This is a genomic window from Streptomyces sp. NPDC002896 (assembly GCF_040295225.1).
Taxonomy (GTDB): domain Bacteria; phylum Actinomycetota; class Actinomycetes; order Streptomycetales; family Streptomycetaceae; genus Streptomyces.
Map to the genome: position 1 here is coordinate 1 of NZ_JBEOVA010000015.1, position 25,781 is coordinate 25,781.

Sequence of the window (25,781 nt, forward strand, 5' to 3'; positions counted from 1 at the left end):
ACGCCCGGTTACATTCCGAACCCGGAAGCTAAGCCTCACAGCGCCGATGGTACTGCAGGGGGGACCCTGTGGGAGAGTAGGACGCCGCCGAACAATCTTTGAGTGAGCTGGTCCCCCGACTTCGGTTGGGGGACCAGCTCCTTTTTGTTTTGCGTCATCTTGCGTTCACGTTGCGCGGTCAGCATCGCCCCATGGGGACAGTTGGATTGCTGAGGGCCGCGGGCATCGGAGCCGGTGACGAGGTCGTGGTGCCGGCGTTCGGGAACGTCGAAGTCGCCGAGGCTGTGGTCCTTGCCGGAGCCGCACCTGTCTTCGCCGACATAGACCCGGTGACGTACAGCCTTGATCCCGCTGCCGTCGGGGCCGTCATAACGCCGCGTACGGCCGCAGTGGTCGTAGTACACCGCTTCGGGCGGCCGGCTGGCGTCGACGCTCTGCGGAGCATCGGGCGTCGCCACGGCCTACTCGTACTGGAGCACAGCGAGTTGGACGCGCCGCCGAAGGACGGGGTGGCGCAGCGGCGAGCGCATGCCGCCTACCTCGACCAGCGGCTCGGCGGAGTGATAACGCCCATTGGCAGCGAGCGGCACACGTATCAGCAGTACGTCGTGCGAGTTCCCGGAAATGGACGGCCGGACCGGGACGCCTTCGCCCGGGCCATACGGGCCAGGGGAGTTGACGGCCGAGTGCCGGTCAAGACACCCCTGCACCGCATTCCCGGATTCCGGCGCGACGTCTGTCTCCCGGAGACCGAGCGGGCCGCCGACGAGACTCTGGCCCTGCCCGTCGACGCCTCACTTTCGCGGCGCGAGATGCACCGGATCGTCTCGGCCTGCAATGCGCTCGGCGGACTGCTGCAACCCGCTTTCTGAAGCCACGGACGGCGGTTCGGACCACACATGAGTTCGGGGTATGATTTATTTCGTTGCCGCGCGGGAAACCGCGCAGGGCGACCGGCCCCTATAGCTCAGTCGGCAGAGCGTCTCCATGGTAAGGAGAAGGTCAACGGTTCGATTCCGTTTGGGGGCTCCACAGCAAAAGGCCTCCGCCCATCGGGCGGAGGCCTTTTTTGGTTCCCGACCGGGCCTCAGTCCTTCTGAAGACCCGGTACCCGCATCGCCAGAATCGCCATGTCGTCCGAGGGCGCGTCCGACGCGAAGCGCTCCACAGCGCGCATGATGCGGGCGGCAACCGCGCCTGCCGTGAGGCCCGTGCAGGTGGTCAGAACGTCGGTGAGGCCGTCGTCGCCGAGCATGCGCGTGCCCTCGCGGCGCTCCGTGACGCCATCGGTGACGCACAGCAGGACGTCGCCCGGATCGAGTACGACCGTCTGCTCGTAGAGTTCCAGATCGTCCATGACGCCTAGGAGCGGCTGCGGTTCGGCGGCCGGTTCCACCGTGCCGTCCTGGCGGAGGCGGAGCGGCAGCGGATGTCCGGCGCAGACGACCTTCAGGAGGGCCGAGCCGTCCTCCTGGGGCCACAACTCGCCGTAGAGGAGCGTCAGGAAGCGGCTGCGGGCACCCTCGTCGAGGATCGCGGCGTTGAGGCGCTCCAGGACGGCCGGTCCGCCGAAGCCCTCGCGTGCCAGCAGGCGCAGGGCGTGCCGGGCCAGGCCCGTGACGGCCGCCGCCTCCGGCCCCGTACCGCAGACGTCGCCGATCGCGAAACCGTAGGCGCCGTCGCGGATGGGGAAGAGGTCGTAGAAGTCGCCGCCGACCTCGTTGCCCTCGCCTGCCGCGCGGTAGATGACCTCGACCTCGACGCCCGGCACATGGGGCAGCTCCGGGGGGAGCAGACTGCGCTGGAGGGACTGGCTGATCGCCGTACGCTCCGAGTACAGGCGGGCGTTGTCGAGGGCGAGGGCGGCCCTGCGGGAGAGGTCCTCGGCGAGTTCCAGGATCTCCTGGCGGAAGTGTTCGTCGGAGGGTTTGCCGAGCGTCAGCATGCCGATGACGCGGTTGCGGGCCACGAGAGGGAGAACGACGGTCTCGCCGCCGACGGCTGACGCGGTCGCCAGCGTCGTGCCGATGCCGGAGCTCACGCTGGCCGGCTCGCCCAGGCCCAGGCTGCGCATCGAGGTGCGCAGCGCCGCCTCGTGGGCGGCCTCGGAGGGGGTGTTCCACACGCGGGCGCCCGGTGTCGGGACCGGGTCGGGCGGGGCGATCCGGGACAGGAGCGCCTTGAGGCCGTCGATGCGCTCCTCGTCCTCGTGCAGCACGTACGAGAGGTACGGCTCGGATGACTGGTCGGCGATCGTGTAGACCGCGCACCACGTGGCCAGGGTCGGGACCGTCATCTGGGCCATGAGCGCCAGGGTCTGGTCGCGGTCCAGGGTGCCCGCGAGGAGGTCGGAGGCCTCCACGAGGAAGGACAGGGAGCCGCGGCGGAGTCTCTCCAGCTCGCCCAGGCGGGCGGACTCCACGGCCAGCGCGATGCGGTCGGCCGCGAACTGGAGGCGCAGGGCCTCCTCGTTGGAGTACCGGTCGGGCGCCTCCGCCGCGACGCCGAGGGAGCCCGTGAGGCGCCCCTCGACCTTCAGCGGGACCGTGACGACGGAGCGCATGCCCGTGCCGTTGAGGAGCGGCACGGCGCCGGGGACGTCCGCGAGGTCTTCGTGGACGGATGGCATGCGCGCCGAACCGTAGCGGCCGGGCCCCGCTTCGACGGGGACGCGGGCGAAGCGCTGGCGGGCCGAGGGCAGGCCCGTGGAGGCGCGGACCTCCAGCTCCGTCTCGTCGTCGGTGGCGAGCAGGAGGAATGCGGCGTCGCCGTCGAGCATGTCCCGGGCGCGCTCCACCGTGCGCTGCAGGAGCCCGTCCAGGTCGTCGGGCGCCGGGGAGCCGATGAACACCTCGAAAGGGTCCGCGGGATGGCCGTCGGTCAGGTTTGCGGGGTCCGGGTGGGCCGGGCCGCGCAGCGGGGTCTGCAGGACGGCGCGCTCGTGGTCGCGTACGAGAAGGCAGACGGTGGAGGGCTCGCCGTCGGCGTCGCGGACCCGTAGATGCGAGGCGTAGACGGGCGTCACGCGGCCGTCGGCGGCGCGGATGCCGTAACTGCCCTCCCAGCGGGAGAGTTGGAGGGCCTCGGCGATTCCGGTGCTGGTGCCGGGGGTGTGCGGCCAGGCTGCGAAGTCCATGAGGGGCTTGCCGGTGACCTGCTCCGCGGCGTACCCGAAGAGTTCCTCGGCGTCTTCGTTCCAGGCCGTGACGGCGCCGGCCCGGTCGATCTGGATGACGGCGACCCGTACGCGGCCGTCGGCCAGCGGCAGCAGGTCGGTGGGGAGCGATGGGCCTGCGGTGCGGATGCCCACCGGTCGTTCGGGAAGGTCGAGTTGGAACCACACCTGCTTGTACGTGGAGGTGTACTCGACGCCCCAGCGGGAGGCGAGCGCGGCGCACAACTGCAGTCCCCTGCCGCCCTCACGGTCGGGGCTGCCCATCGTCGCGAGCGACTGTTGGAGAGGAATCTCACGCTCCGGATAGCGGTCGGCGACCTCGATGCGTGCGCCATCGCCGGTGCGAAGGCAGAGGACCTCCGCTGCTGTGCCGGCGTGCACCACTGCATTGGTGACCAGTTCGCTGGTGAGGACCACCGCGTCGTCGACGATGTCGGTGAACCCCCACCCCTGGAGGGTGTCGCGGACGAAGGAGCGGGCAGTCGCAACAGAACGCCCGACGGGGTCGAAGGTGGCAGCCGCGCGCGCGGTGATCACAGAACTCCTCGCTCGAGTGTCGACGCCCAGGTCTCCTGTGGTCATACTGAGGCCGCCCCTCCGTTTTGCCCGTTCGTTCCGGCCACCAGCCCAGGCCGGGCGGACCGGGGTGGTTGGACAGCCGCATGCAAGGTTACTTACCTTCACCGTCCATGCGGATGCCGGTCGCCAGTGTTTCCGCCCGGAGGGTGTGCGGACGGTGTGCGAAGCTGCCGAACTGTTATGGCCTGGTTCCGCCATGGTGAAACACTGGGCAAGCTTCAAGAGACAGCCCGGCAAGAGGTCGACCCCTGCGGGAGGGACACAGTGGAGTCTGGCGCAGCGACGCGGAGCGCTAAGACGCGCGCGAAAGGCGGACAGTCCCTGAACAAGCAGCGCACACCACGCAACGGGACCACCGCGGTGGACACCGCGGCTCTCAACAGGTTGCTCGCGGCCCTCCAGTCGATGCGGGACGGTAACTTCCGCAAACGGCTCACGGTCTCGGGTGACGGCGTGATGTCCGAGATTGCAGCGGTTTTCAATGAAGTCGCCGACCGGAATCTCCATCTGACGGGAGAGCTCTCCCGGGTGCGGCGCGTCGTCGGCCGTGAGGGAAAGCTCACAGAGCGGCTGGAGGTGGGCGCCTGCGAGGGCTCCTGGGCGGCGGCGATCGATGCGTCGAACGCGCTCGTGGACGACCTCGTACGGCCGGTCTCCGAGGTCGGCCGGGTGCTGTCCGCGGTGGCGGAGGGCGACCTCCAGCAGCGCATGGAGCTGCGTGCGCAGGGGCCTGAGGGCAGTGGGCATCCGCTGCGCGGTGAGTTCCTGAAGGTCGGGCGCACCGTCAACAACCTCGTGGACCAGCTGTCCACGTTCACCGACGAGGTCACGCGCGTGGCCAGCGAGGTGGGCACGGAGGGCAAGCTGGGTGGGCAGGCCCGGGTGCGCGGTATGTCGGGTTCGTGGAAGGATCTCACGGATTCGGTCAACACCATGGCGTACCGGCTGACGGCGCAGGTGCGTGACATTGCTCTCGTGACGACCGCGGTTGCAAAGGGCGATCTGTCGCGGAAGGTGACCGTCCATGTCGCCGGCGAGATGCTCGAACTGAAGAACACCGTCAACACGATGGTGGACCAGCTGTCGTCCTTCTCCTCTGAGGTGACCCGTGTCGCGCGCGAGGTGGGTACCGAGGGCGAGCTCGGCGGGCAGGCGCAGGTGCCGGGTGTGGCGGGTGTGTGGAAGGACCTCACCGATTCGGTGAACCTCATGGCCGGCAATCTCACCGCGCAGGTGCGGGGGATCGCTCAGGTCACCACGGCCGTCGCCAACGGCGACCTGTCGCAGAAGGTCACGGTCAGTGCACGCGGCGAGGTCGCACAACTGGCCGAAACCATCAACCAGATGACCGAGACTCTGCGCACGTTCGCCGACGAGGTCACGCGCGTGGCGAACGAGGTCGGCGCGGAGGGGCGGCTCGGCGGCCAGGCCAACGTGCCGGGCGCGGCGGGCACGTGGAAGGACCTCACCGATTCGGTGAACACGGTCTTCCGCAACCTCACCACTCAGGTGCGGGACATCGCCACGGTGACGACGGCGGTGGCGAACGGTGACCTCTCGCAGAAGGTCACCGTCGATGTCGCGGGCGAGATGCTCGAGTTGAAGAACACCGTGAACACGATGGTCGACCAGCTCTCCAGGTTCGGTTCCGAGGTCACGCGCGTGGCGCGCGAGATCGGCGTCGAGGGCGAGCTCGGCGGGCAGGCGACGGTGCAGGGCGCGGCCGGTACGTGGAAGGACCTGACGGACTCCGTCAACACGGCGTTCCGCAACCTCACGGGCCAGGTCCGCAACATCGCCCAGGTGACGACGGCGGTGGCGAACGGTGACCTCTCGCAGAAGGTCACCGTGGACGTCTCCGGCGAGATGCTCCAGCTGAAGAACACCGTGAACACGATGGTGGACCAGCTCTCCAGCTTCGCCGACCAGGTCACACGTATGGCCCGCGAGGTGGGCACCGAGGGCCGGCTGGGCGGTCAGGCGCAGGTGCCCGGTGTGGCCGGTGTGTGGAAGGACCTCACCGATTCGGTGAACCTCATGGCCGGCAATCTCACCTCGCAGGTGCGGGGGATCGCGCAGGTGACCACGGCGGTGGCCCGTGGCGACCTGTCGCAGAAGATCGACGTGGACGCGCGCGGAGAGATCCTCGAGCTGAAGAGCACCATCAACACGATGGTGGACCAGCTGTCCGCGTTCGCCGACCAGGTGACCCGGGTGGCCCGCGAAGTGGGTACGGAGGGCCGCCTCGGCGGTCAGGCCCAGGTGCCGGGCGTCGCAGGCGTCTGGCGCGATCTGACGGACTCCGTGAACGGCATGGCCGGCAACCTCACCGCCCAGGTCCGCAACATCGCGCAGGTCGCGACCGCGGTCGCCCGCGGTGACCTCTCGCAGAAGATCGACGTGGACGCGCGCGGGGAGATCCTCGAGCTGAAGAACACCCTCAACACGATGGTGGACCAGCTGTCGAACTTCGCCGAGCAGGTCACGCGCGTGGCGCGCGAGGTGGGTACGGAGGGCATCCTCGGCGGCCAGGCCGAGGTGAAGGGCGTCTCCGGCACCTGGAAGGACCTCACGCAGTCCGTGAACGGCATGGCGAACAACCTGACCATGCAGGTGCGCAACATCGCCGAGGTCACGACCGCGGTGGCCCGCGGCGACCTGTCGAAGAAGATCACCGTCGACGCCAAGGGCGAGATCCTCGAACTCGTCACCACCGTCAACACGATGGTGGACCAGCTGTCCAACTTCGCCGAGCAGGTGACCCGCGTGGCCCGCGAGGTGGGCACCGAGGGCCAGCTCGGCGGCCAGGCCCGGGTGCCCGGCGTCACGGGCATCTGGAAGGACCTCAGCGACAACGTCAACCTGATGGCCAACAACCTGACCACCCAGGTGCGCCAGATCTCCCAGGTCACCACGGCGGTCGCCAACGGCGACCTCACCAAGAACGTCACGGTCGAGGCGAGCGGCGAGGTCGCCCAGCTCGCGGACACCGTCAACACGATGGTGAAGACGCTGAGTTCGTTCGCCGACGAGGTCACGCGCGTGGCCCGCGAGGTGGGCACGGACGGCATCCTCGGCGGCCAGGCGCGCGTGCCGGGCGTGTCCGGCACGTGGAAGGACCTGACCGAGTCCGTGAACTCGATGGCGTCCAACCTGACCGGCCAGGTCCGCAACATCGCGATGGTGACGACCGCCATCGCCAAGGGTGACCTGACCAAGAAGATCGACATCGACGCCCGTGGCGAGATCCTCGAACTGAAGACCACCATCAACACGATGGTCGACCAGCTCTCGAGCTTCGCCGAGCAGGTCACCCTGGTCGCCCGCGAGGTGGGCACGGAAGGCCAGTTGGGCGGCCAGGCACGCGTGCGTGACGTCGACGGAACGTGGCGCGACCTCACGGAGTCCGTGAACGAGATGGCCGGCAACCTGACCCGTCAGGTGCGTGCCATCGCGGCCGTGGCCACCGCGGTGACCCGCGGCGACCTCAACCTCAAGATCGACGTCGACGCGGCGGGCGAGATCCAGGTCCTGCAGGACAACATCAACACGATGATCGCGAACCTGCGCGACACCACCCTCGCCAACAAGGAACAGGACTGGCTCAAGGGCAACCTGGCCCGTATCTCGGGTCTGATGCAGGGCCGTCGCGACCTCGAGGACGTCGCTTCACTGATCATGAGCGAGCTGACGCCGGTGGTCTCCGCGCAGCACGGTGCGTTCTTCGTGGCGTTGCCCACGGACGACGGCAAGGACTTGGGCGCAGCGACCGAGGAGGATGCGTACGAGCTGCGCATGCTGGGCAGTTACGGCTATTCGATGGGTTCCATGCCGACGTCCTTCCGGCCCGGTGAGACCCTGATCGGCACCGCGGCCAAGGAGAAGCGGACGATTCTCGTGGAGAACGTCCCGCCGGGTTATCTGAAGATCGCCTCCGGGCTGGGGGACGCGCCGCCCGCTCATGTCATCGTGCTGCCGGTGCTCTTCGAAGGCACGGTCCTCGGTGTGATCGAGCTGGCGTCCTTCCAGCCGTTCACGCAGATCCAGAAGGACTTCCTCAACCAGATCGCCGAGATGATCGCGACGAGCGTCAACACCATCAGCGTCAACACGAAGACCGAGGTACTGCTCAAGCAGTCGCAGGAGCTCACCGAACAGCTGCGGGAGCGCTCGGCCGAGCTGGAGCAGCGGCAGAAGGCCCTCCAGGCCTCCAACGCCGAGCTGGAGGAGAAGGCCGAGCTGCTGGCCCGTCAGAACCGCGACATCGAGGTGAAGAACACCGAGATCGAGGAGGCGCGCCAGGTCCTCGAGGAGCGCGCGGAGCAGCTCGCGGTCTCGATGCGCTACAAGAGCGAGTTCCTGGCGAACATGTCGCACGAGCTGCGTACGCCGCTCAACTCCCTCCTGATCCTGGCCAAGTTGCTCGCGGACAACGCCGAGGGCAACCTCTCGCCGAAGCAGGTCGAGTTCGCCGAGACCATCCACGGCGCCGGGTCGGACCTGCTGCAGCTGATCAACGACATCCTCGACCTGTCGAAGGTCGAGGCAGGCAAGATGGACGTCTCCCCGACACGTATCGCACTCGTCCAGCTCGTGGACTATGTCGAGGCCACGTTCCGGCCGCTCACCGCGGAGAAGGGCCTCGACTTCTCCGTACGCGTCTCGCCAGAACTGCCCGCGACGCTGCACACGGACGAGCAGCGGCTGCTGCAGGTCCTGCGCAACCTGCTGTCCAACGCGGTGAAGTTCACCGACTCGGGAGCCGTCGAGCTGATGATCCGTCCGGCGGGCAACGACGTGCCCGTGGCCATCAGGGAGCAGCTGCTCGAGGCCGGCTCGCTGCGTGACGCGGACGCCGACCTGATCGCGTTCTCCGTCGCCGACACCGGCATCGGTATCGCGGCCAGCAAGATGCGTGTGATCTTCGAGGCATTCAAGCAGGCCGACGGCACGACGAGCCGCAAGTACGGCGGTACGGGCCTCGGACTGTCCATCAGCCGGGAGATCGCGCGGCTGCTGGGCGGCGAGATCCACGCCCAGAGCGAGCCGGGGCGCGGCTCCACGTTCACGCTCTATCTGCCGCTGTACCCGAGCGAACTCCCGCCGCAGGGCTACCCGCAGCTCGCTCCGGTGATCGAGCCGGGCGACACGGCGGCGTCCGTGCGCGAGCTGACCGCCTCCGCGGCCGAGACGCCCGCCGAGGTCAAGTCGTACCGTGACACGCAGACGGGGCCGGCCGCGCTGTTCAGGCGCCGGCGCAGGGCTGTGGCGGCCGCCGACCAGCGGGCCGCCCTGCCGGGCCAGTCGGCGGCGCAGGACGGCTGGACAGGCGGGCAGGAGCCGGTCCCTCAGGAGCGCCGCGCCCTGCAGTTCGACGGCGAGAAGGTGCTGATCGTCGACGACGACATCCGCAACGTCTTCGCCCTGACCAGCGTCCTGGAGCAGAACGGGCTGTCCGTGCTGTACGCGGAGAACGGCCGCGAGGGCATCGAAGTCCTGGAGCAGCACGACGATGTGACTGTCGTTCTGATGGACATCATGATGCCCGAGATGGACGGATATGCGACGACGACGGCGATCCGCAGGATGCCCCAGTTCGCCGGGTTGCCGATCATCGCGCTCACCGCGAAGGCCATGAAGGGCGACCGGGAGAAGGCCATCGAGTCCGGGGCTTCCGACTATGTGACGAAGCCGGTCGATCCCGACCATCTGCTCTCCGTGATGGAGCAGTGGATGCGTGAGGAGTGACCGGGTGGCGGACAGGCGCTGTCCACTTGCTGACTGACTGTGCCCGAAGTCGTGTAGAAGTACGGGAATCGGGGAACCTTCTGGTCCCCCACCGCGTTTCTGCTACGTGCACAGTGACATCGCGGTGACAGGGTGTGGCGACGGGCAGGGTGCGGCTACCATGACCGGCACAAGTGCGGACGGCGCAAGGGAGTCGTCCCCTGGGGCGGCGCCCGGTGCACTGCCGGGACGAGGAGGGCGGGCCATGGTGCAGAAGGCCAAGATCCTCCTGGTCGATGACCGGCCGGAGAATCTGCTGGCGCTGGAGGCCATCCTCTCTGCGCTCGATCAGACGCTGGTGCGGGCATCGTCCGGGGAGGAAGCGCTCAAAGCACTGCTCACGGACGATTTCGCGGTCATTCTGCTGGACGTCCAGATGCCAGGCATGGACGGTTTCGAAACCGCTGCGCACATCAAGCGGCGGGAACGGACCCGGGACATCCCGATCATCTTCCTCACCGCCATCAACCACGGCCCGCACCACACCTTCCGGGGATACGCGGCGGGCGCCGTGGACTACATCTCCAAGCCGTTCGACCCCTGGGTGCTCCGCGCCAAGGTCTCGGTGTTCGTCGAGCTCTACATGAAGAACTGCCAACTGCGGGAGCAGGCGGCCCTGCTCCGGCTCCAGCTCGAGGGCGGCGGCAAGTCCGCGGTCGGCGACGCAAAGGAGCCCGCCGGTCTGCTGGCCGAGCTCTCCGCGCGGCTCGCGGCCGTCGAGGAGCAGGCCGAGGCGCTGTCGAAGCAGCTCGACGACGACTCCGCGGACGCGGCAGCGGTGGCCACAGCCGCCCATCTCGAACGCAAACTCACCGGCCTGCGCAGGGCCCTGGACGCCCTGGAGCCGGGCACCGGGACGGGCGCGCCGTCGCTGCCTTCGCAGAACTGACCCCTCGAGGACCCGTACTGAACCCCTGAGGGCCCGTCAGGTCACTGCCGTACCGCGGACGACACGAACGGGTGAAGCGGTGGGCACACGTGTCCCCTGTGGTCTCCGACGGTAATCTCACACCCATGGCCTCACGTCAGTCCGCAGCCAAGAAGTCGCCCGCGAAGAAGGCGGCAGCTCCGACGAAGGCTGCGGCGAGGAAGGCCCCCGCGAAGAAGGCGCCCGCCAAGAAGGCGGCAGCGAAGAGGGCGCCTGCCAAGAAGGCGGCAGCGAAGCCGGCGCCGAAGCCGGCCCCCAATCCGACCGGGGGCGTGTACCGGCTCGCGCGCGCCCTGTGGCTGGGTGTCGCGCACGCCGTGGGCGCGATGTTCCGGGGCATAGGGCGTGGCGCGAAGGGACTCGACCCGGCGCACCGCAAGGACGGCCTCGCGCTCCTCCTGCTCGGCATCGCGCTGATCGTCGCTGCGGGCACCTGGTCGAACCTGCGCGGTCCGGTCGGCGACCTCGTCGAGCTGCTGGTGACCGGGGCCTTCGGCCGTCTCGACCTGCTCGTGCCGATACTGCTCGCCGGCATCGCCGTGCGCCTCATCCGCCATCCGGAGAAGCCCGAGGCGAACGGGCGCATCGTCATCGGCCTGTCCGCGCTCGTCGTCGGTGTGCTGGGACAGGTCCACATGGCCTGCGGCGCGCCGGGGCGCGGCGACGGAAGCGCCGCGATAAGGGACGCCGGCGGACTCATCGGCTGGGCCGCGTCCACCCCGCTGATCTACACGATGGGCGAGGTCCTCGCCCTCCCGCTGCTCATCCTGCTGACGGTCTTCGGACTGCTCGTCGTCACGGCCACACCCGTCAACGCCATCCCGCAGCGACTGCGTCTGCTCGGCACGAAGCTCGGCGTCATCCAGCCGGAGGCCGACGATGACGAGTACGCGACCGAGGACGACGAACGGTACGACGACCAGTGGCGCCAGGCCCTGCCCGCCCGCTCCCGGCGGCGCGGGCCGTCCCTCCCGGAGGCCTACGACCCGGAGCAGGCCGAGGTTGAGGCCCTGTCGACCAGGCGGCGCAGGCCGCGCCGGGCCCCCGTGCAGCCCGCGCTGGACCGCCCCATGGACGCCGTCGATGTGGCCGCGGCCGCGGCGGCCGCGCTCGACGGCGCCGTCCTGCACGGTCTGCCGCCCTCGCCGCTGGTCGCCGACCTCACGCAGGGGGTCGCGGCGGACCGCGCCGAGCGGGAGCAGTCCGTTCCGGTCCCGAACGCACGTACCAAGGATGCTGAACGGGGCGCCGGCAAGGCCCCGGTGAAGGAGGCGGCGCAGAACAGTACTTCGCAGGAGGTCGAACACTCGTCCGCCGTGCCCGACCTGACCAAGGCCGCTCCCGAGGCGCCGCGCGATCTGCCGCCCCGCGCCGAACAGCTCCAGCTCTCCGGCGATATCACGTACGCGCTGCCCTCGCTGGACCTGCTGGAGCGCGGCGGGCCCGGGAAGGCGCGCAGCGCCGCCAACGACGCGGTCGTCGCCTCCCTCACCAACGTCTTCACCGAGTTCAAGGTCGATGCCGCCGTCACCGGCTTCACCCGCGGTCCGACGGTCACCCGCTACGAGGTCGAGCTCGGCCCCGCCGTGAAGGTCGAGCGGATCACTGCCCTGACCAAGAACATCGCGTACGCCGTGGCCAGCCCGGACGTGCGGATCATCTCGCCGATCCCCGGCAAGTCCGCCGTCGGCATCGAGATCCCCAACACCGACCGCGAGATGGTCAACCTCGGCGACGTGCTCCGCCTCGCGGACGCCGCCGAGGACGACCACCCGATGCTGGTCGCACTCGGCAAGGATGTCGAGGGCGGCTATGTGATGGCGAACCTTGCGAAGATGCCGCACGTCCTGGTGGCCGGTGCGACCGGTTCCGGCAAGTCGTCCTGCATCAACTGCCTCATCACCTCGGTCATGGTGCGTGCGACGCCCGAGGACGTCCGCATGGTCCTGGTCGACCCCAAGCGCGTCGAGCTCACCGCGTACGAGGGCATCCCGCACCTGATCACGCCGATCATCACCAACCCCAAGCGGGCCGCCGAGGCACTGCAGTGGGTCGTACGCGAGATGGACCTGCGCTACGACGACCTCGCGGCCTACGGGTTCCGGCACATCGACGACTTCAACCAGGCCGTCCGTAACGGCAAGGTGAAGCTGCCCGAGGGCAGCGAGCGCGAGCTCCAGCCGTACCCGTATCTGCTGGTGATCGTCGACGAGCTCGCGGACCTGATGATGGTCGCGCCGCGGGACGTCGAGGACGCGATCGTGCGCATCACGCAGCTGGCTCGCGCGGCCGGGATCCATCTGGTGCTGGCGACCCAGCGGCCGTCGGTCGACGTCGTCACCGGCCTGATCAAGGCGAACGTGCCGTCCCGGCTCGCGTTCGCCACGTCCTCGCTCGCCGACAGCCGCGTCATCCTCGACCAGCCGGGCGCCGAGAAGCTCATCGGCAAGGGCGACGGGCTGTTCCTGCCGATGGGCGCGAACAAGCCGACCCGTATGCAGGGCGCCTTCGTGACCGAGGACGAGGTCGCCGTCGTCGTCCAGCACTGCAAGGATCAGATGGCGCCGGTCTTCCGCGACGACGTCACCGTCGGCAGCAAGCAGAAGAAGGAGATCGACGAGGACATCGGCGACGACCTGGACCTGCTGTGCCAGGCCGCCGAACTCGTGGTGTCCACGCAGTTCGGGTCCACCTCCATGCTTCAGCGCAAGCTGCGCGTCGGCTTTGCAAAGGCGGGTCGGCTGATGGACCTGATGGAGTCGCGGAACATCGTCGGGCCCAGCGAGGGGTCCAAGGCACGTGACGTTCTTGTGAAGCCGGATGAGCTGGACGGAGTGCTCGCGGTGATCCGTGGGGAAGCTCAACCGTAGGGCGACTGAAAACGTCAATCGCAGGACGACGGAAAGCAACCGTTTCCCTTCCGCATACGTCAAGTTGAGGAAGGGAAGGCACCATGTCCCACCATCGGCATGTCGGTCCATGCTGTTGGCGTACAAAGTGCGACCGCCCGGTTGCCCGACCCTTTCGTACCCCCCCTAGACTGAACCTCCAGCAGGTGGCTACACGCTCGAAAGGCGCCCCCGTGTCCATCGGCAACTCCCCCGAAGACGACCGTCCGTCGGAAGACGACCGCCTGTTCGCAGACGAACGTCCCTCCATCGGCCGGATCCTCCAGCAGGCGCGCATCGACGCCGGACAGACCGTCGAAGAAGTCAGTACCGTCACGCGGGTGCGCATCCCGATCGTTCAGGCGATCGAACAGGACGACTTCACCCGCTGCGGTGGCGACGTGTACGCGCGCGGCCACATTCGCACACTCGCGCGTGCGGTCGGCATCGATCCGGCCCCGCTCCTCGAACAGTTCGCCGCCGAGCACGGCGGGCAGCCCTCGCCGACCCCGGCCGCACCGATGTTCGAGGCCGAGCGCATCCGGCCCGAACCGCGCCGCCCCAACTGGACGGCTGCCATGGTCGCCGCGATCGTCGCCGTGATCGGCTTTGTCGGATTCACCATGTTCAGCGGCGGGGACAGCGACGGCGGGTCGACGCACGTCGCCGAGGGGTCGGCGTCGGGCAGCAGTAAGCCGACGCCCACGCCCAGCCCCACCAAGACCGAGGAGACCAAGCCCGACCCGTCGGACAGCGCGATCGCGGCGGCGCCCGCGGACAAGGTCACGGTCATCGTGAGCGCGGCGGGCGGCCGCAGCTGGATCTCCGCCAAGGATGTCAACGGGCGGCTGCTGTTCGACGGCATACTCGAGCAGGGGCAGACGAAGACCTTCGAGGACAAGCAGCAGATCGACCTCGTACTGGGCAACGCAGGAGCGATCCAGCTGGCCGTGAACGGCAAGCCCATCGAAGACAAGTTCGAGACCGGTCAGGTTGAGCGCCTCACGTACACGAAGGGCGACCCCGAGGCGGGGTGAGCCCCGAGGCCGGGTGAGCGAAGGGCGGCCGGAGGGCGACCACCAGGTGATCTTGAGGTAACCCTCCCGGCGGGGGCTGTCGGCGGGACGAAGTAGTCTGGGGTCCATGCCCGAACGCCGCACCGTCGCCCTAGTCACGCTTGGCTGCGCCCGTAACGAGGTGGACTCGGAGGAGCTCGCAGGCCGCTTGGAGGCGGACGGCTGGGAGCTCGTCGAGGACGCCGCGGAAGCGGACGTCGCCGTCGTCAACACCTGTGGTTTCGTGGAGGCCGCCAAGAAGGACTCCGTGGACGCCCTTCTCGAGGCCAATGACCTCAAGGACCACGGCCGCACCCAGGCGGTGGTGGCGGTCGGCTGCATGGCCGAGCGGTACGGCAAGGAGCTCGCCGAAGCGCTGCCCGAGGCGGACGGCGTGCTGGGCTTCGACGACTACACGGACATCTCCGACCGCCTCCAGACCATCCTGAGCGGCGGCATCCACGCCTCCCACACCCCGCGCGACCGGCGCAAGCTGCTGCCGATCAGCCCGGCGGAGCGGCAGTCCGCCCCTGGTGTGGCCCTTCCCGGGCACGGCGAGTCCGTGGACGTCCCGGACCTTCCGGAGGGTGTGGCTCCGGCCTCCGGGCCGCGGGCGCCCCTGCGGCGGCGGCTCGGCGGCGCGAGCCCCGTCGCCTCGGTGAAGCTCGCCTCCGGCTGCGACCGGCGCTGCTCGTTCTGCGCCATCCCGTCCTTCCGCGGCTCGTTCATCTCGCGGCGGCCCTCCGACGTGCTGGGCGAGACGCGCTGGCTCGCCGAGCAGGGCGTCAAGGAGATCATGCTGGTCTCCGAGAACAACACCTCGTACGGCAAGGACCTCGGCGACATCCGGCTCCTGGAGACCCTGCTGCCCGAGCTCGCCGCCGTGGACGGTATCGAGCGTGTCCGCGTCAGTTATCTCCAGCCCGCCGAGATGCGGCCCGGGCTGATCGACGTCCTCACGTCCACGGAGAAGGTCGCTCCTTACTTCGATCTCTCCTTCCAGCACTCCGCGCCCGGTGTGCTGCGCGCCATGCGGCGCTTCGGCGACACCGACCGGTTCCTGGACCTGCTCGACCAGATCCGCTCCAAGGCCCCGGCGGCCGGTGCGCGGTCCAACTTCATCGTGGGCTTCCCCGGCGAGACCGAGGCCGATCTGGCGGAGCTGGAGCGGTTCCTCACGGGCGCGCGGCTGGATGCGATCGGTGTCTTCGGGTACTCCGACGAGGAGGGCACGGAAGCGGCGACGTACGAGAACAAGCTCGACGAGGACGTCGTCGCCGAGCGGCTCGCGCACATTTCGCGGCTCGCGGAGGAGCTGACCTCGCAGCGGGCCGAGGAGCGCATGGGCGAGACCCTCGAGGTGCTCGTCGAGTCCGTCGACGGCGAGGAGGGTGTGGTCGGCCGGGCGGCGCACCAGGCGCCCGAGACCGATGGCCAGGTGGTGTTCACGAGCGGCGAAGGCCTGCGCGTCGGACTTATGGTCGAGGCGAAGGTGGTCGGCACCGAGGGCGTCGACCTGGTCGCCGAGCCGCTGCAGGGCTCTCGCGCGTGTACCGAGGAGGCGGGCAGATGACCGGAGTGCCGGCGTCCGCGGCAGGCGGCTCCGGCGCACCGGGCGCTCAGGGGACGAAGCCGGTGCGCGGTGGAAAGCTGGGCGCCGCGGCCGTCGACCAGGCCAGCATCTGGAACATCGCCAACATCCTCACCATGGTCCGGCTGCTGCTGGTGCCGGCCCTCGTGATGCTCATGCTCGCCGGCGGCGGATACGACCCTGCGTGGCGGTCCCTCGCCTGGGCGAGCTTCGCCATCGCCATGATCACCGACCTGTTCGACGGCCACCTGGCGCGGACGTACAACCTGGTCACCGACTTCGGGAAGATCGCCGACCCCATCGCGGACAAGGCGATCATGGGCGCGGCTCTGATCTGCCTCTCGGCCCTCGGCGATCTGCCCTGGTGGGTCACCGGTGTGATCCTCGGGCGTGAGCTGGGGATCACGCTGCTGCGGTTCTGGGTCATCCGGTACGGGGTGATTCCGGCCAGCCGCGGCGGCAAGCTCAAGACGCTGACGCAGGGCGTCGCCGTCGGGATGTACATCCTGGCGCTGACCGGGCCGCTCGCCACACTGCGCTTCTGGGTGATGGCCGTGGCCGTCGCGCTCACCGTGGTGACCGGGCTGGACTATGTGAAGCAGGCCGTGGTGCTGCGGCGGCGCGGCAAGGCGGCAGAGGGGGATGCAGCAGAGGGGGATGCGGCAGAGCGGGGGGCGGCCGAGTCCTCCGTGAGCGACCGTTCCCCGGCCGACGGTTCTCCGAACGAGGCCGACCGTTCCCCGGGCGAACGTTCTCCGGGTGACCGGCCTGCCGACAGCGCCGTGGGCGAGCGCGCGGCAGCAAGCCGGGCGGCGGATGACCGGTCGGCGGCCCAGGAGTCCGAGCGGTGACGACCGCGGCTGCCGAGGTGGTGCGGCTACTGACGGTGAGAGGCGAGACGCTCGCCATCGCCGAGTCGCTCACCGGCGGCCTGGTGGCCGCGGAGGTCACGGGAACACCCGGGGCCTCCAAGGCGTTCAGAGGTTCGGTGACCGCGTACGCCACGGATCTGAAGCAGAAGCTGCTCGGGGTCGACGGCGCCCGGTTGGCCGAGTGCGGCGCTGTGGATCCTGAGGTGGCCCTGCAGATGGCGGCCGGGGTGCGCGAGGCGCTCGGTGCGGACTGGGGCATCGCGACGACCGGCGTTGCCGGGCCTGAGCCGCAGGACGGAAAATCCGTCGGTACGGTTTATGTGGCGGTCCGCGGACCGGTCGGCGGCGGCAAAGTGGCCGCACTACGGTTGAACGGCGACCGTGCGGAAATCCGTATGGAGAGTGTACGGAGCGTACTGGCGATGTTGCTCGAGCAGCTCGCCGGCGAACAATCCGGGAATGCGCGGGCACAGGATACGGAAGAGAACGGGGGGACTTGATGTTTGCAGCCCTGAGTGAACACGACATCGCTCCCCGCACGGCCGCGGTGCAAGGCGGTACGGTGGGGCGTGAAGGATGCGGCTACACGGTCCGAGGAGGGAGCCACCGATGATTCTGCTCCGTCGCCTGCTGGGTGACGTGCTGCGTCGGCAGCGCCAACGCCAGGGCCGTACTCTGCGCGAAGTCTCCTCGTCCGCCCGAGTCTCGCTCGGCTATCTCTCCGAGGTGGAGCGGGGGCAGAAGGAGGCTTCCTCCGAGCTGCTCTCCGCCATCTGCGACGCGCTGGACGTACGGATGTCCGAGCTCATGCGCGAGGTGAGCGACGAGCTCGCACTCGCGGAGCTGGCCGAATCGGCAGCAGCCAGCGAGCCGATGCGCGCGCCGGTACGCCCGATGCTCAACTCCGTCTCGGTGACTGGTGTGCCACCGGAACGGGTGACGATCAAGGCGCCAGCGGAGGCAGTGGACGTCGTCGCCGCGTGACGCTCATGCTTGTGTGAGAGCCCCGGCCGGGGCTGTTCGGGACTTGCCCCGGATGCCTCTCGGCCGGGGCTTTTCGCTGTGTCTGGGGTTTGTCCAGGGTTTGTCCTGGAGCTTGTTCTGGGGCTCGTTCTGATGTGACCCGATTTATCCGGTTATGTCATGGTTAGGGCAGTTGGAATATTCGAGATGGCCCAGATGTGCGAGATGCGGAGGATTTCGGATGTACGTCGTGAAGAGCCCCTTGTCCGAGGCGGATCTGAAGACCGTGTCCGAGGCGTTGCAGGGCGCACTCGTCGACCTGGTGGATCTTTCCCTCGTCGCGAAGCAGATCCACTGGAACGTGGTCGGCCCCCGTTTCCGCTCCGTGCATCTACAGCTCGACGACGTCGTGGACACGGCACGCCTGCACTCCGACACCGTGGCGGAACGGGCCTCAGCGATCGGAGTACCACCCGACGGGCGTGCGGCGACCGTGGCGGGCACCAGCGGAATCGGTGCGGTGCCGGATGGCTGGATCAAGGACACGGAGGCGGTGGGCACGCTCGTGGAGGCGCTGGGCGCGGTCATCGCACGGATGCGGGAGCGGATCGGGGCCACCGGTGATGCAGATCCCGTGAGCCAGGACATCTTCATCGGCATCACGGCGGATCTCGAGAAACACCACTGGATGTTCCAGGCGGAGAACGGCGGAGAGCGGCTGGGCGGCTGACGGGGCACTTGAGGCGCGGCGTCGGGCACCGGCGTCGGGCACCGGTGGCCGGCGGCATGCACGGCGCCGGCCGGCGCCGGCTGGAGGTGGCGGCCATGGCAGGGCGGATCGTGCGCTGGGCGTCGGCCGTGGGGCTGGGCGCGCTGTGGTGGTGGGCCGTGCTACGGCTCGCGCTTGCGCCGGACGCCGGGGCGCTGGAAGCCGCCGTGGCCGTGGGTGGCTGGGGACTCAGTCTGCTGCCGGTGCACTGCGTGCCGAAAAAGCGGGCCACGGGCGTCGTGGGAGCGGTTCACCTGCTCGCGCATATGAAGCGTCGGCAGCCGCGGGGGCGAGGGCCCCGGCCCGCCGGGTCGGGTGACCCCGGCTCTCGTACGGCTTAGACCTTGCCGCCGGTCAGTAGGGCATGGCCGGCAGGGCGTGGAGCGCGCTGCCAGGGATGGGCGCTTACCTCCGATTGTGGACGTGCCTGACCGCTGGGGAGGGTGGACGTGGAGCGGGTGCCTGGCCGCAGGGCAGGGCAGATGTGGAACGCGAGCGTGGCGGCGGTGGAACGGGTGTCTGGCGGCAGAGGGCCGAGATGCGGGCTACCAGGGCATGGCGACGCCGCCGTTCGGGCGGAGAATCTGCCCAGTGGTGAAGGATGAGGCGTCGGATGCCAGATGGAGGACGGCATGGGCGATGTCCTCCGGTTCGCCGACACGGCCCAGCGGAGACATGCGGGCCATGAGCCCCTCGGTACGGGCCTGGGTCTCGGTGTCGTCGCGGTCCGTCATGGGCGTGCGGATCCAGCCCGGCGCCACGGCGTTGACGCGGATGCCGTGCGACCCGACCTCTGTGGCGAGGGTTTTGGTGAGCTGGACGACCGCCGCCTTCGCTGCGCCGTAGCAGAGCAGGCCGGGGCCGCCGGTGTCGACGGCCCCCGACGCCATGGTGACGATGCTGCCGCGCGTGCCGGTCGCGATCATGGACCGGGTCGCCTCCTGGCACGCGTACAGCACGCCCTTGAAATTGACGCTCAGGACGCGGTCCAGGTCCTCGTCGCGCGTCTCCAGGACCGGGCTGCGATGCATGATCCCGGCGATGGCGGCCATGACGTCGAGTCGGCCGGCGGCCGCGACGGCTCGGGCGAGCTGCGGTCGGTCGGTCACATCGAGCGGGTGCGTGTGGGCGGTGCCGCCCCTGTCCTTGATCAGGGCGGCTGTCTCGTCGAGGCCCGACATGTCGCGGTCCGCGCAGTGGACGGCGGCCCCCGCCTCTGCGAGGAGTACGGCACTGGCACGCCCTATGCCGCTTGCGGCGCCGGTGACGAATGCGGTGCGTCCGGTGAGGTCGTACGCGTTGACGAGCATGAGGCGACGGTACGAGGATGTCTGACGGTCCGTCAATTAGTGAGGCTTTCCGGCGGATCGTCAAGCACTCGTAACGTCGCTGCCTCGTGAGGCAACCGGGTGCGGGCCTTCGCTGGTCCTACGGCGGTGTCGGCCCGCGTTGGCAGTTCGGGCACCAGTAGGTGGGGCGTTCCCGGCTTCCGTCGCCCTGGTCGGCGGAGCGGATGGGGGTGCGGCAGCGCAGGCAGGGACGCGGCGCACGGCCGTAGACGTACAGCCGCTGGTCGCGGTGGCCCGTGGTGGAGCGGATCAGGCGGTCGCGGTTGGCTTCGAGGAGTTTCTTGGCGAGCACCGGCAGCTTCACGGCGGTGTCGTCGGTGAGCTGGCCTACGGGAAGCCAGGGCGTGACGCGGAGGAGGAAGCAGAGCTCGCTCTTGTAGACGTTGCCGATGCCCGCGAGATTGCGCTGGTCGAGGAGTGCCTCACCGAGGGCGCGGGCCGGGTCGCGGAGCAGGTTGCGCAGCGCGAGGTCGGGATCCCAGTCCGGGCCGAGCAGGTCGGGGCCGAGATGGCCGACGGCCTTGTGTTCGTCGGTGGTGCGGAGCAGTTCCAGTACGGGCAGGCGGTAACCGACGGCCGTGCTGTCCGTGGTGCCGAGGATCGCCCGGATCTGGTGCCCGGGACCGCCCCGCCACCGCTCACCGGGGGCGTACAACCGCCACGAGCCCTCCATGCCGAGGTGCGAGTGCAGGGTCAGCCCGCCCTCGACACGGGTGAGCAGATGCTTCCCCCGCGGGGTGACGTCCAGAACCGTACGGCCCGTGAGATCGGCCGTAGCGTACTTGGGCACGCGCAGGTCGGAACGGATCAGCACATGGTCTGCGAGGGCGGCGTGCAGCTGATGAGCGGTCTGCCAGACGGTGTCTCCTTCGGGCATGGGTCAAGGGTGGCATGGGCGCGTGGCACGGGTCGGTGCGGCGGGGGGACGGGCGACGGGCGGCGCGGGCGAGTGTCAGGGCTGTGCGTGGTGGTCGGGGAGTGCGGGTGGCAGGGCTGTCTGCGGCCGTCGGGGAGTGCGGGCGGGTGGCACGGCTGTGCGGCGGTCGTGGGCAGTACGGGCCTCACGGCGGCCGGCCGCCGTCAGGCCCGTATGCGCAGGCCGCGCGGCGTCGCGTGGAAGCCTGCTCCTTCCAGGAGGGCGGCGAGCGGGGATGTCAGAGCCGAGCCGCCGTTGATCCGCTCCACCGTGATCGTGCCGAGTGAACCGGCCCGGGCCGCGGCCGCGAGGGACTCCGCGGCCGCGCGCAGGCGCGGGTCGTCGGCGGCGTGGTCGTCCGGGGCGGTGGGCCAGGCCAGCAGGGTCTTGCCGCCGCGCTCCATGTACAGGGTCAGTTCGCCGTCGATCAGGACGACCAGGGAGCCGGCCTTGCGTGCGGGCTTGTGCCCCGCACCCGCCGGCGGCTCGGGCCAGGACAGGGCCGCGCCATAGGCGTTGGCGGGGTCAGCGGCCGCGAGCACCACGGTGCGAGGGCCACTCGACCGCGAGCGGTCGGGGGCCCATCCGGGGCCTGCCGGCCTGCCGCGGTAGCCGTCCGGGAAGGCGCTCGGGTCGCCCGGGAACACCGCCGCGTCCGGGCCGGGTATGGTCTCGCCGCGCTCCTGCGCGGTGGCCGCGGCGCGCAGCCGGTCCACCGCGCCGTCCATCGCGAACTGTGCGGCACCGAGCCCCTCGACGACATACCCGCGGCGCGCCTGACCGCTCTCCTCGAACGCCGACAGGATCCGGTACGTCGCCGAGAATCCGCCCTCCACGCCTTCCGCGGCCACCGCACCCCGGGTCACCACACCGTGCCGGTCTAGGAGGACGCGTGCGAGGGCGTGGGCGCGCAGCGTCGGGTCCGGCTCGCGCGCCGGGAGCAGTGACCAGCGCCCGGCCACCGTGGGCGGGCCGGAGCGGGAGGCGGGGCGGGCGGCGGCCGTCAGGGTGCCGTAGCGGCCGCGGGGGATGGAGCGCTTGGCCCGATGCGCCGTGGAGCCCGCGGTGCGACCCGAGCCGAGGAGTGAGCGCATCGGGGCGAGCGTGTCGTTGGTGAGCCGGCCCGACCAGGCCAGGTCCCAGACGGCGTCGGCCAGTTGGGGGTCCGTGGCGTCCGGGTGGGTGGTGGCCCGGACCTGGTCGGTGATCTGGCGGAAGAACAGTCCGTACCCGCCGGAGAGGGTGTTCAGGACGGACTCGTGTAGAGCGGTCAGCTCCAAGGGGTGGGGTGGCGGGAGCAGCAGGGGAGCTGAGTCGGCCAGGTAGAGGGAGACCCAGCCGTCCTTGCCTGGAAGGGCTCCGGCGCCCGCCCACACCACTTCGCCCGCGGCCGTCAACTCGTCGAGCAGCGATGGCGTGTAGTCCGAGACGCGGGAGGGCAGGACCAGCTTCTCGAGGGCGGACGCCGGCACCGACGCACCCTGTAGTTGCTCGATGGCCCGCACCAGTCCGTCCACACCGCGCAGTCGGTGCCCGCTGAGGTGCTGCCACTGCGGCAGGAACTGGGCGAGCGCGGCAGGCGGCACCGGCTCCAGCTCATGGCGCAGCGCCGCCAGGGAACGGCGGCGCAGTCGGCGCAGCACCGTCGCGTCGCACCACTCCTGACCGATGCCCGCCGGGTGGAACTCCCCCTGTACGAGACGGCCGCTGGCGGCCAGGCGCTGCAGGGCGCCCTCGGTGACGGCGGTTCCGAGGCCGAAGCGCGCCGCGGCGGCGGCCGAGGTGAACGGGCCGTGCGTGCGCGCGTACCGGGCGAGCAGATCGCCGAGTGGATCCTTCACCGGCTCGGTGAACGCCTCGGGGACACCTACGGGAAGTGCGGTTCCCAGCGCGTCACGCAGGCGTCCCGCGTCCTCGACCGCCGCCCAGTGGTCCGCTCCGGCGATGCGGACGCGAATCGAGCGGCGGGCTCCGGCCAGCTCCTGCGCCCACTGCGGCTCGGCGCCTCGCTCAGCGAGCTCGGCGTCCGTGAGCGGGCCGAGGAGACGGAGCAGGTCGGCGACGCTCTCGACGTCCTTGGCGCGGCGGTCCTCCGTGAGCCACTGCAGCTCCCGCTCCAGCTCGGTCAGGACATCGGCGTCCAGGAGCTCGCGCAGCTCGGCCTGGCCCAGCAGTTCCGCGAGGAGACGCGAGTCCAGCGACAGCGCGGCGGCGCGCCGCTCGGCCAGCGGCGAGTCGCCCTCGTACAGGAACTGGGCGACGTATCCGAACAGCAGCGAGCGTGCGAAGGGTGACGGCTCGGGCGTGGTGACCTCGACGAGGCGGACCTTGCGGGACTCGATGTCGCTCATCAGCTCCGTGAGGCCCGGGACGTCGAAGACGTCCTGAAGGCACTCGCGCACCGCCTCGAGGATGATCGGGAACGAGCCGAACTCGCTTGCCACCTGCATGAGTTGAGCCGCCCGCTGGCGCTGCTGCCACAGCGGTGTGCGCTTGCCGGGGTTGCGGCGCGGCAGCAGCAGGGCGCGGGCCGCGCACTCCCGGAACCGCGAGGCGAACAGGGCCGAGCCGCCCACCTGGTCGGTGACGATCTGGTCGACCTCGCCCTTGTCGAAGGCGACATCCGCCGCGCCCACGGGCGCCTGCTCCGCGTCGTACTCGGTGCCGACGTTCATGGGCTCCTGGTCGATCAGGTCGAGGCCCATCAGGTCGGCGTCCGGCAGGCGCAGCACGATGCCGTCGTCGGCATGCATGACCTGCGCGTCCATGCCGTACCGCTCGCCGAGCCGCGCGCCCAGTGCCAGCGCCCACGGGGCGTGGACCTGGGCGCCGAAGGGGGAGTGGACGACGACCCGCCAGTCGCCCAGCTCGTCGCGGAACCGCTCGACGACGATCGTGCGGTCGTCGGGCACATGGCCGCAGGCCTGGCGCTGCTCGTCCAGATACGCCAGGACGTTGTCCGCGGCCCAGGCGTCGAGGCCGGCGGCCACCAGCCGGAGGCGGGCATCGTCCTTGGGCAGCGAACCGACCTCGCGCAGGAACGCGCCCACCGCACGGCCCAGTTCGAGGGGGCGCCCCAGCTGGTCGCCCTTCCAGAACGGCAGCCTGCCCGGGACGCCGGGTGCGGGGGAAACCAGCACGCGGTCGCGGGTGATGTCCTCGATGCGCCAGGACGTGGTGCCCAGCGTGAAGACATCGCCCACCCGCGACTCGTACACCATCTCCTCGTCGAGCTCGCCGACCCGGCCGCCGCCCTTCTTCGGGTCCGACCCGGCTAGGAACACTCCGAAGAGCCCGCGGTCCGGAATCGTGCCACCCGACGTGACGGCCAGCCGCTGCGCGCCGGGGCGGCCCGAGACCGTGCCGGCGACGCGGTCCCACACCACGCGCGGGCGCAGTTCCGCGAAGGCGTCCGACGGATAGCGGCCCGCCAGCATGTCGAGCACCGCGGTGAAGGCCGACTCCGGCAGCGATGCGAAGGGCGCCGCGCGGCGGACCATGGCGAGCAGGTCGTCGACCTGCCAGGTGTCCATCGCCGTCATGGCGACGAGCTGCTGCGCCAGCACGTCCAGGGGGTTGGCGGGGACGCGCAGGGACTCGATGGCGCCAGTGCGCATGCGCTCGGTGACCACGGCCGCCTGCACCAGGTCGCCCCGGTACTTCGGGAAGACGACGCCCGTGGAGACAGCGCCCACCTGGTGCCCCGCGCGGCCCACGCGCTGAAGACCGGAGGCCACCGACGGCGGCGACTCGACCTGGACGACGAGGTCCACCGCTCCCATGTCGATGCCCAGCTCCAGGCTGGACGTGGCGACGACGGCAGGCAGGCGGCCCGCTTTCAGGTCCTCCTCGACGAGCGCGCGCTGCTCCTTGGAGACCGAGCCGTGGTGCGCGCGGGCGATGACCGGCGGGGCGCCCATGGCGGCGCCCGAGCCGCCCATCAGCTGGGCGGGCCCGTGCGCCTCCTCCATGGGTTCGCCCGTGGCCCGCTCGTACGCGATTTCGTTGAGTCTGTTGCACAACCGCTCCGCGAGGCGACGCGAGTTGGCGAACACGATCGTCGAGCGATGGGACTGCACGAGATCGGCGATGCGCTCCTCGACATGAGGCCAGATCGACGGCCGCTCGGCCGCCTGACCGGAGTCCGCGACAGGGGATCCGCCCAACTCGCCCAGATCCTCGACCGGGACGACCACCGAAAGGTCGAACTCCTTGCCCGACTCCGGCTGGACGATCTCCACCTTGCGCCGCGGCGAGAGATAACGGGCGATCTCGTCCACCGGGCGCACCGTCGCCGACAGGCCGATACGCCGCGCCGGCCGCGGCAGCAGCTCGTCGAGCCGCTCCAGGGACAGCGCCAGATGCGCACCGCGCTTGGTGCCGGCGACGGCATGCACCTCGTCCAGGATCACCGTCTCCACACCCGTCAGCGCATCGCGCGTCGCCGACGTGAGCATCAGGAACAGCGACTCCGGCGTCGTGATCAGAATGTCCGGCGGGCGCGTGGCCAGCGCCCTGCGCTCGGCGGGCGGGGTGTCGCCGGAGCGGATGCCGACCTTCACCTCCGGCTCGGGCAGCCCCAGACGCACCGCCTCCTGGCGGATACCGGTCAGCGGACTGCGCAGATTCCGCTCCACATCGACGGCGAGCGCCTTGAGCGGGGAGACGTACAGCACGCGGCAGCGCTTCTTCGGATCGGCCGGCGGCGGGGTGGACGCCAGCTGGTCCAGGGCGGCGAGGAACGCGGCCAGCGTCTTGCCGGAGCCGGTCGGGGCCACCACCAGCACGTCCGAACCATGCGCGATGGCGCCCCATGCCCCGGCCTGGGCGGCCGTGGGCGCGGAGAAGGCCCCCGTGAACCAGCCGCGCGTGGCGGGGGAGAAGGCGTCGAGCGCAGACCTGACCATGC

The 25,781-nt window shown here is 70.1% G+C and carries 15 protein-coding genes, 1 tRNA gene and 1 rRNA gene; 13 read left to right on the plus strand and 4 right to left on the minus strand.

Annotated elements, in window-relative coordinates:
* The 3 genes from rrf to ABT009_RS26625 all read left to right on the plus strand — a co-directional run.
* Positions 1–93, plus strand: a 5S ribosomal RNA gene (gene rrf / locus ABT009_RS26615); the annotation flags it as partial.
* A gap of 98 nt (positions 94–191) precedes the next feature.
* Positions 192–872 carry a DegT/DnrJ/EryC1/StrS family aminotransferase gene (locus tag ABT009_RS26620; RefSeq protein ID WP_351299884.1) on the plus strand — a complete coding sequence of 227 codons (681 nt, stop codon included), beginning with the start codon at positions 192–194 and terminating at the stop codon, positions 870–872.
* Positions 873–956: 84 nt separating this feature from the next.
* Positions 957–1,032, plus strand: a tRNA-Thr gene (locus tag ABT009_RS26625).
* A 55-nt stretch (positions 1,033–1,087) separates the two neighbouring features.
* Here the strand turns inward: ABT009_RS26625 and ABT009_RS26630 are convergent.
* Positions 1,088–3,757 carry a SpoIIE family protein phosphatase gene (locus tag ABT009_RS26630; RefSeq protein ID WP_351299887.1) on the minus strand — a complete coding sequence of 890 codons (2,670 nt, stop codon included), beginning with the start codon at positions 3,755–3,757 and terminating at the stop codon, positions 1,088–1,090.
* 261 nt (positions 3,758–4,018) lie between these two features.
* Here ABT009_RS26630 and ABT009_RS26635 point away from each other — a divergent pair, with 261 nt between their 5' ends.
* The 10 genes from ABT009_RS26635 to ABT009_RS26680 all read left to right on the plus strand — a co-directional run bounded on the left by ABT009_RS26635 (position 4,019) and on the right by ABT009_RS26680 (position 18,948).
* Positions 4,019–9,502 carry a HAMP domain-containing protein gene (locus ABT009_RS26635; RefSeq protein WP_351299890.1) on the plus strand — a complete coding sequence of 1,828 codons (5,484 nt, stop codon included), beginning with the start codon at positions 4,019–4,021 and terminating at the stop codon, positions 9,500–9,502.
* A gap of 244 nt (positions 9,503–9,746) precedes the next feature.
* Positions 9,747–10,430: a response regulator gene (locus ABT009_RS26640; RefSeq protein WP_067274821.1), complete on the plus strand. Its 684-nt coding sequence runs from the start codon at positions 9,747–9,749 to the stop codon at positions 10,428–10,430.
* Between the two features lie 125 nt (positions 10,431–10,555).
* The gene (locus tag ABT009_RS26645) at positions 10,556–13,339 is read left to right on the plus strand and encodes a DNA translocase FtsK (RefSeq protein WP_351299893.1); all 2,784 of its coding nucleotides are present in this window, start codon (positions 10,556–10,558) and stop codon (positions 13,337–13,339) included.
* 212 nt (positions 13,340–13,551) lie between these two features.
* Positions 13,552–14,394, plus strand: a complete 843-nt coding sequence (locus tag ABT009_RS26650) for a helix-turn-helix domain-containing protein (protein ID WP_351299896.1) — start codon at positions 13,552–13,554, stop codon at positions 14,392–14,394.
* Positions 14,395–14,500: 106 nt separating this feature from the next.
* Positions 14,501–15,985 carry a 30S ribosomal protein S12 methylthiotransferase RimO gene (gene rimO / locus ABT009_RS26655; protein ID WP_351299899.1) on the plus strand — a complete coding sequence of 495 codons (1,485 nt, stop codon included), beginning with the start codon at positions 14,501–14,503 and terminating at the stop codon, positions 15,983–15,985.
* On the plus strand, positions 15,982–16,854 hold the full coding sequence (gene pgsA / locus ABT009_RS26660; RefSeq protein ID WP_351299902.1) for a CDP-diacylglycerol--glycerol-3-phosphate 3-phosphatidyltransferase: 873 nt from the start codon (positions 15,982–15,984) through the stop codon (positions 16,852–16,854). Before rimO ends, pgsA begins: the two co-directional genes overlap by 4 nt.
* The gene (locus ABT009_RS26665; RefSeq protein WP_351299905.1) at positions 16,851–17,375 is read left to right on the plus strand and encodes a CinA family protein; all 525 of its coding nucleotides are present in this window, start codon (positions 16,851–16,853) and stop codon (positions 17,373–17,375) included. Before pgsA ends, ABT009_RS26665 begins: the two co-directional genes overlap by 4 nt.
* A gap of 109 nt (positions 17,376–17,484) precedes the next feature.
* Positions 17,485–17,859 (plus strand): helix-turn-helix domain-containing protein, encoded by a 375-nt coding sequence (locus tag ABT009_RS26670; RefSeq protein WP_351299908.1) that lies wholly within the window; start codon positions 17,485–17,487, stop codon positions 17,857–17,859.
* Positions 17,860–18,079: 220 nt separating this feature from the next.
* Positions 18,080–18,568, plus strand: a complete 489-nt coding sequence (locus tag ABT009_RS26675) for a Dps family protein (RefSeq protein ID WP_351299911.1) — start codon at positions 18,080–18,082, stop codon at positions 18,566–18,568.
* 95 nt (positions 18,569–18,663) lie between these two features.
* Positions 18,664–18,948, plus strand: coding sequence for a hypothetical protein (locus ABT009_RS26680; RefSeq protein ID WP_351299914.1), 285 nt, complete (start codon positions 18,664–18,666; stop codon positions 18,946–18,948).
* Positions 18,949–19,152: 204 nt separating this feature from the next.
* Here the strand turns inward: ABT009_RS26680 and ABT009_RS26685 are convergent, their stop codons facing one another.
* From ABT009_RS26685 to ABT009_RS26695, 3 genes are all read right to left on the minus strand, one after another.
* Positions 19,153–19,917, minus strand: coding sequence for an SDR family NAD(P)-dependent oxidoreductase (locus ABT009_RS26685; protein ID WP_351299917.1), 765 nt, complete (start codon positions 19,915–19,917; stop codon positions 19,153–19,155).
* A gap of 118 nt (positions 19,918–20,035) precedes the next feature.
* The gene (locus ABT009_RS26690) at positions 20,036–20,833 is read right to left on the minus strand and encodes a DNA-formamidopyrimidine glycosylase family protein (protein WP_351299920.1); all 798 of its coding nucleotides are present in this window, start codon (positions 20,831–20,833) and stop codon (positions 20,036–20,038) included.
* Between the two features lie 203 nt (positions 20,834–21,036).
* Positions 21,037–25,779 (minus strand): ATP-dependent helicase, encoded by a 4,743-nt coding sequence (locus ABT009_RS26695; protein ID WP_351299922.1) that lies wholly within the window; start codon positions 25,777–25,779, stop codon positions 21,037–21,039.
* Positions 25,780–25,781: the final 2 nt, after the last annotated feature.

Excerpts from the sequence above, each read along its gene's own strand:
- ABT009_RS26675 (WP_351299911.1), top strand. The coding sequence starts at position 18,080 with ATGTACGTCGTGAAGAGCCCCTTGTCCGAGGCGGATCTGAAGACCGTG.
- ABT009_RS26685 (WP_351299917.1), bottom strand. The coding sequence starts at position 19,917 with ATGCTCGTCAACGCGTACGACCTCACCGGACGCACCGCATTCGTCACC.
- rimO (WP_351299899.1), top strand. The coding sequence starts at position 14,501 with ATGCCCGAACGCCGCACCGTCGCCCTAGTCACGCTTGGCTGCGCCCGT.
- pgsA (WP_351299902.1), top strand. The coding sequence starts at position 15,982 with ATGACCGGAGTGCCGGCGTCCGCGGCAGGCGGCTCCGGCGCACCGGGC.
- ABT009_RS26630 (WP_351299887.1), bottom strand. The coding sequence starts at position 3,757 with ATGACCACAGGAGACCTGGGCGTCGACACTCGAGCGAGGAGTTCTGTG.
- ABT009_RS26690 (WP_351299920.1), bottom strand. The coding sequence starts at position 20,833 with ATGCCCGAAGGAGACACCGTCTGGCAGACCGCTCATCAGCTGCACGCC.
- ABT009_RS26620 (WP_351299884.1), top strand. The coding sequence starts at position 192 with ATGGGGACAGTTGGATTGCTGAGGGCCGCGGGCATCGGAGCCGGTGAC.
- ABT009_RS26640 (WP_067274821.1), top strand. The coding sequence starts at position 9,747 with ATGGTGCAGAAGGCCAAGATCCTCCTGGTCGATGACCGGCCGGAGAAT.
- ABT009_RS26670 (WP_351299908.1), top strand. The coding sequence starts at position 17,485 with ATGATTCTGCTCCGTCGCCTGCTGGGTGACGTGCTGCGTCGGCAGCGC.
- ABT009_RS26645 (WP_351299893.1), top strand. The coding sequence starts at position 10,556 with ATGGCCTCACGTCAGTCCGCAGCCAAGAAGTCGCCCGCGAAGAAGGCG.
- ABT009_RS26680 (WP_351299914.1), top strand. The coding sequence starts at position 18,664 with ATGGCAGGGCGGATCGTGCGCTGGGCGTCGGCCGTGGGGCTGGGCGCG.
- ABT009_RS26695 (WP_351299922.1), bottom strand. The coding sequence starts at position 25,779 with ATGGTCAGGTCTGCGCTCGACGCCTTCTCCCCCGCCACGCGCGGCTGG.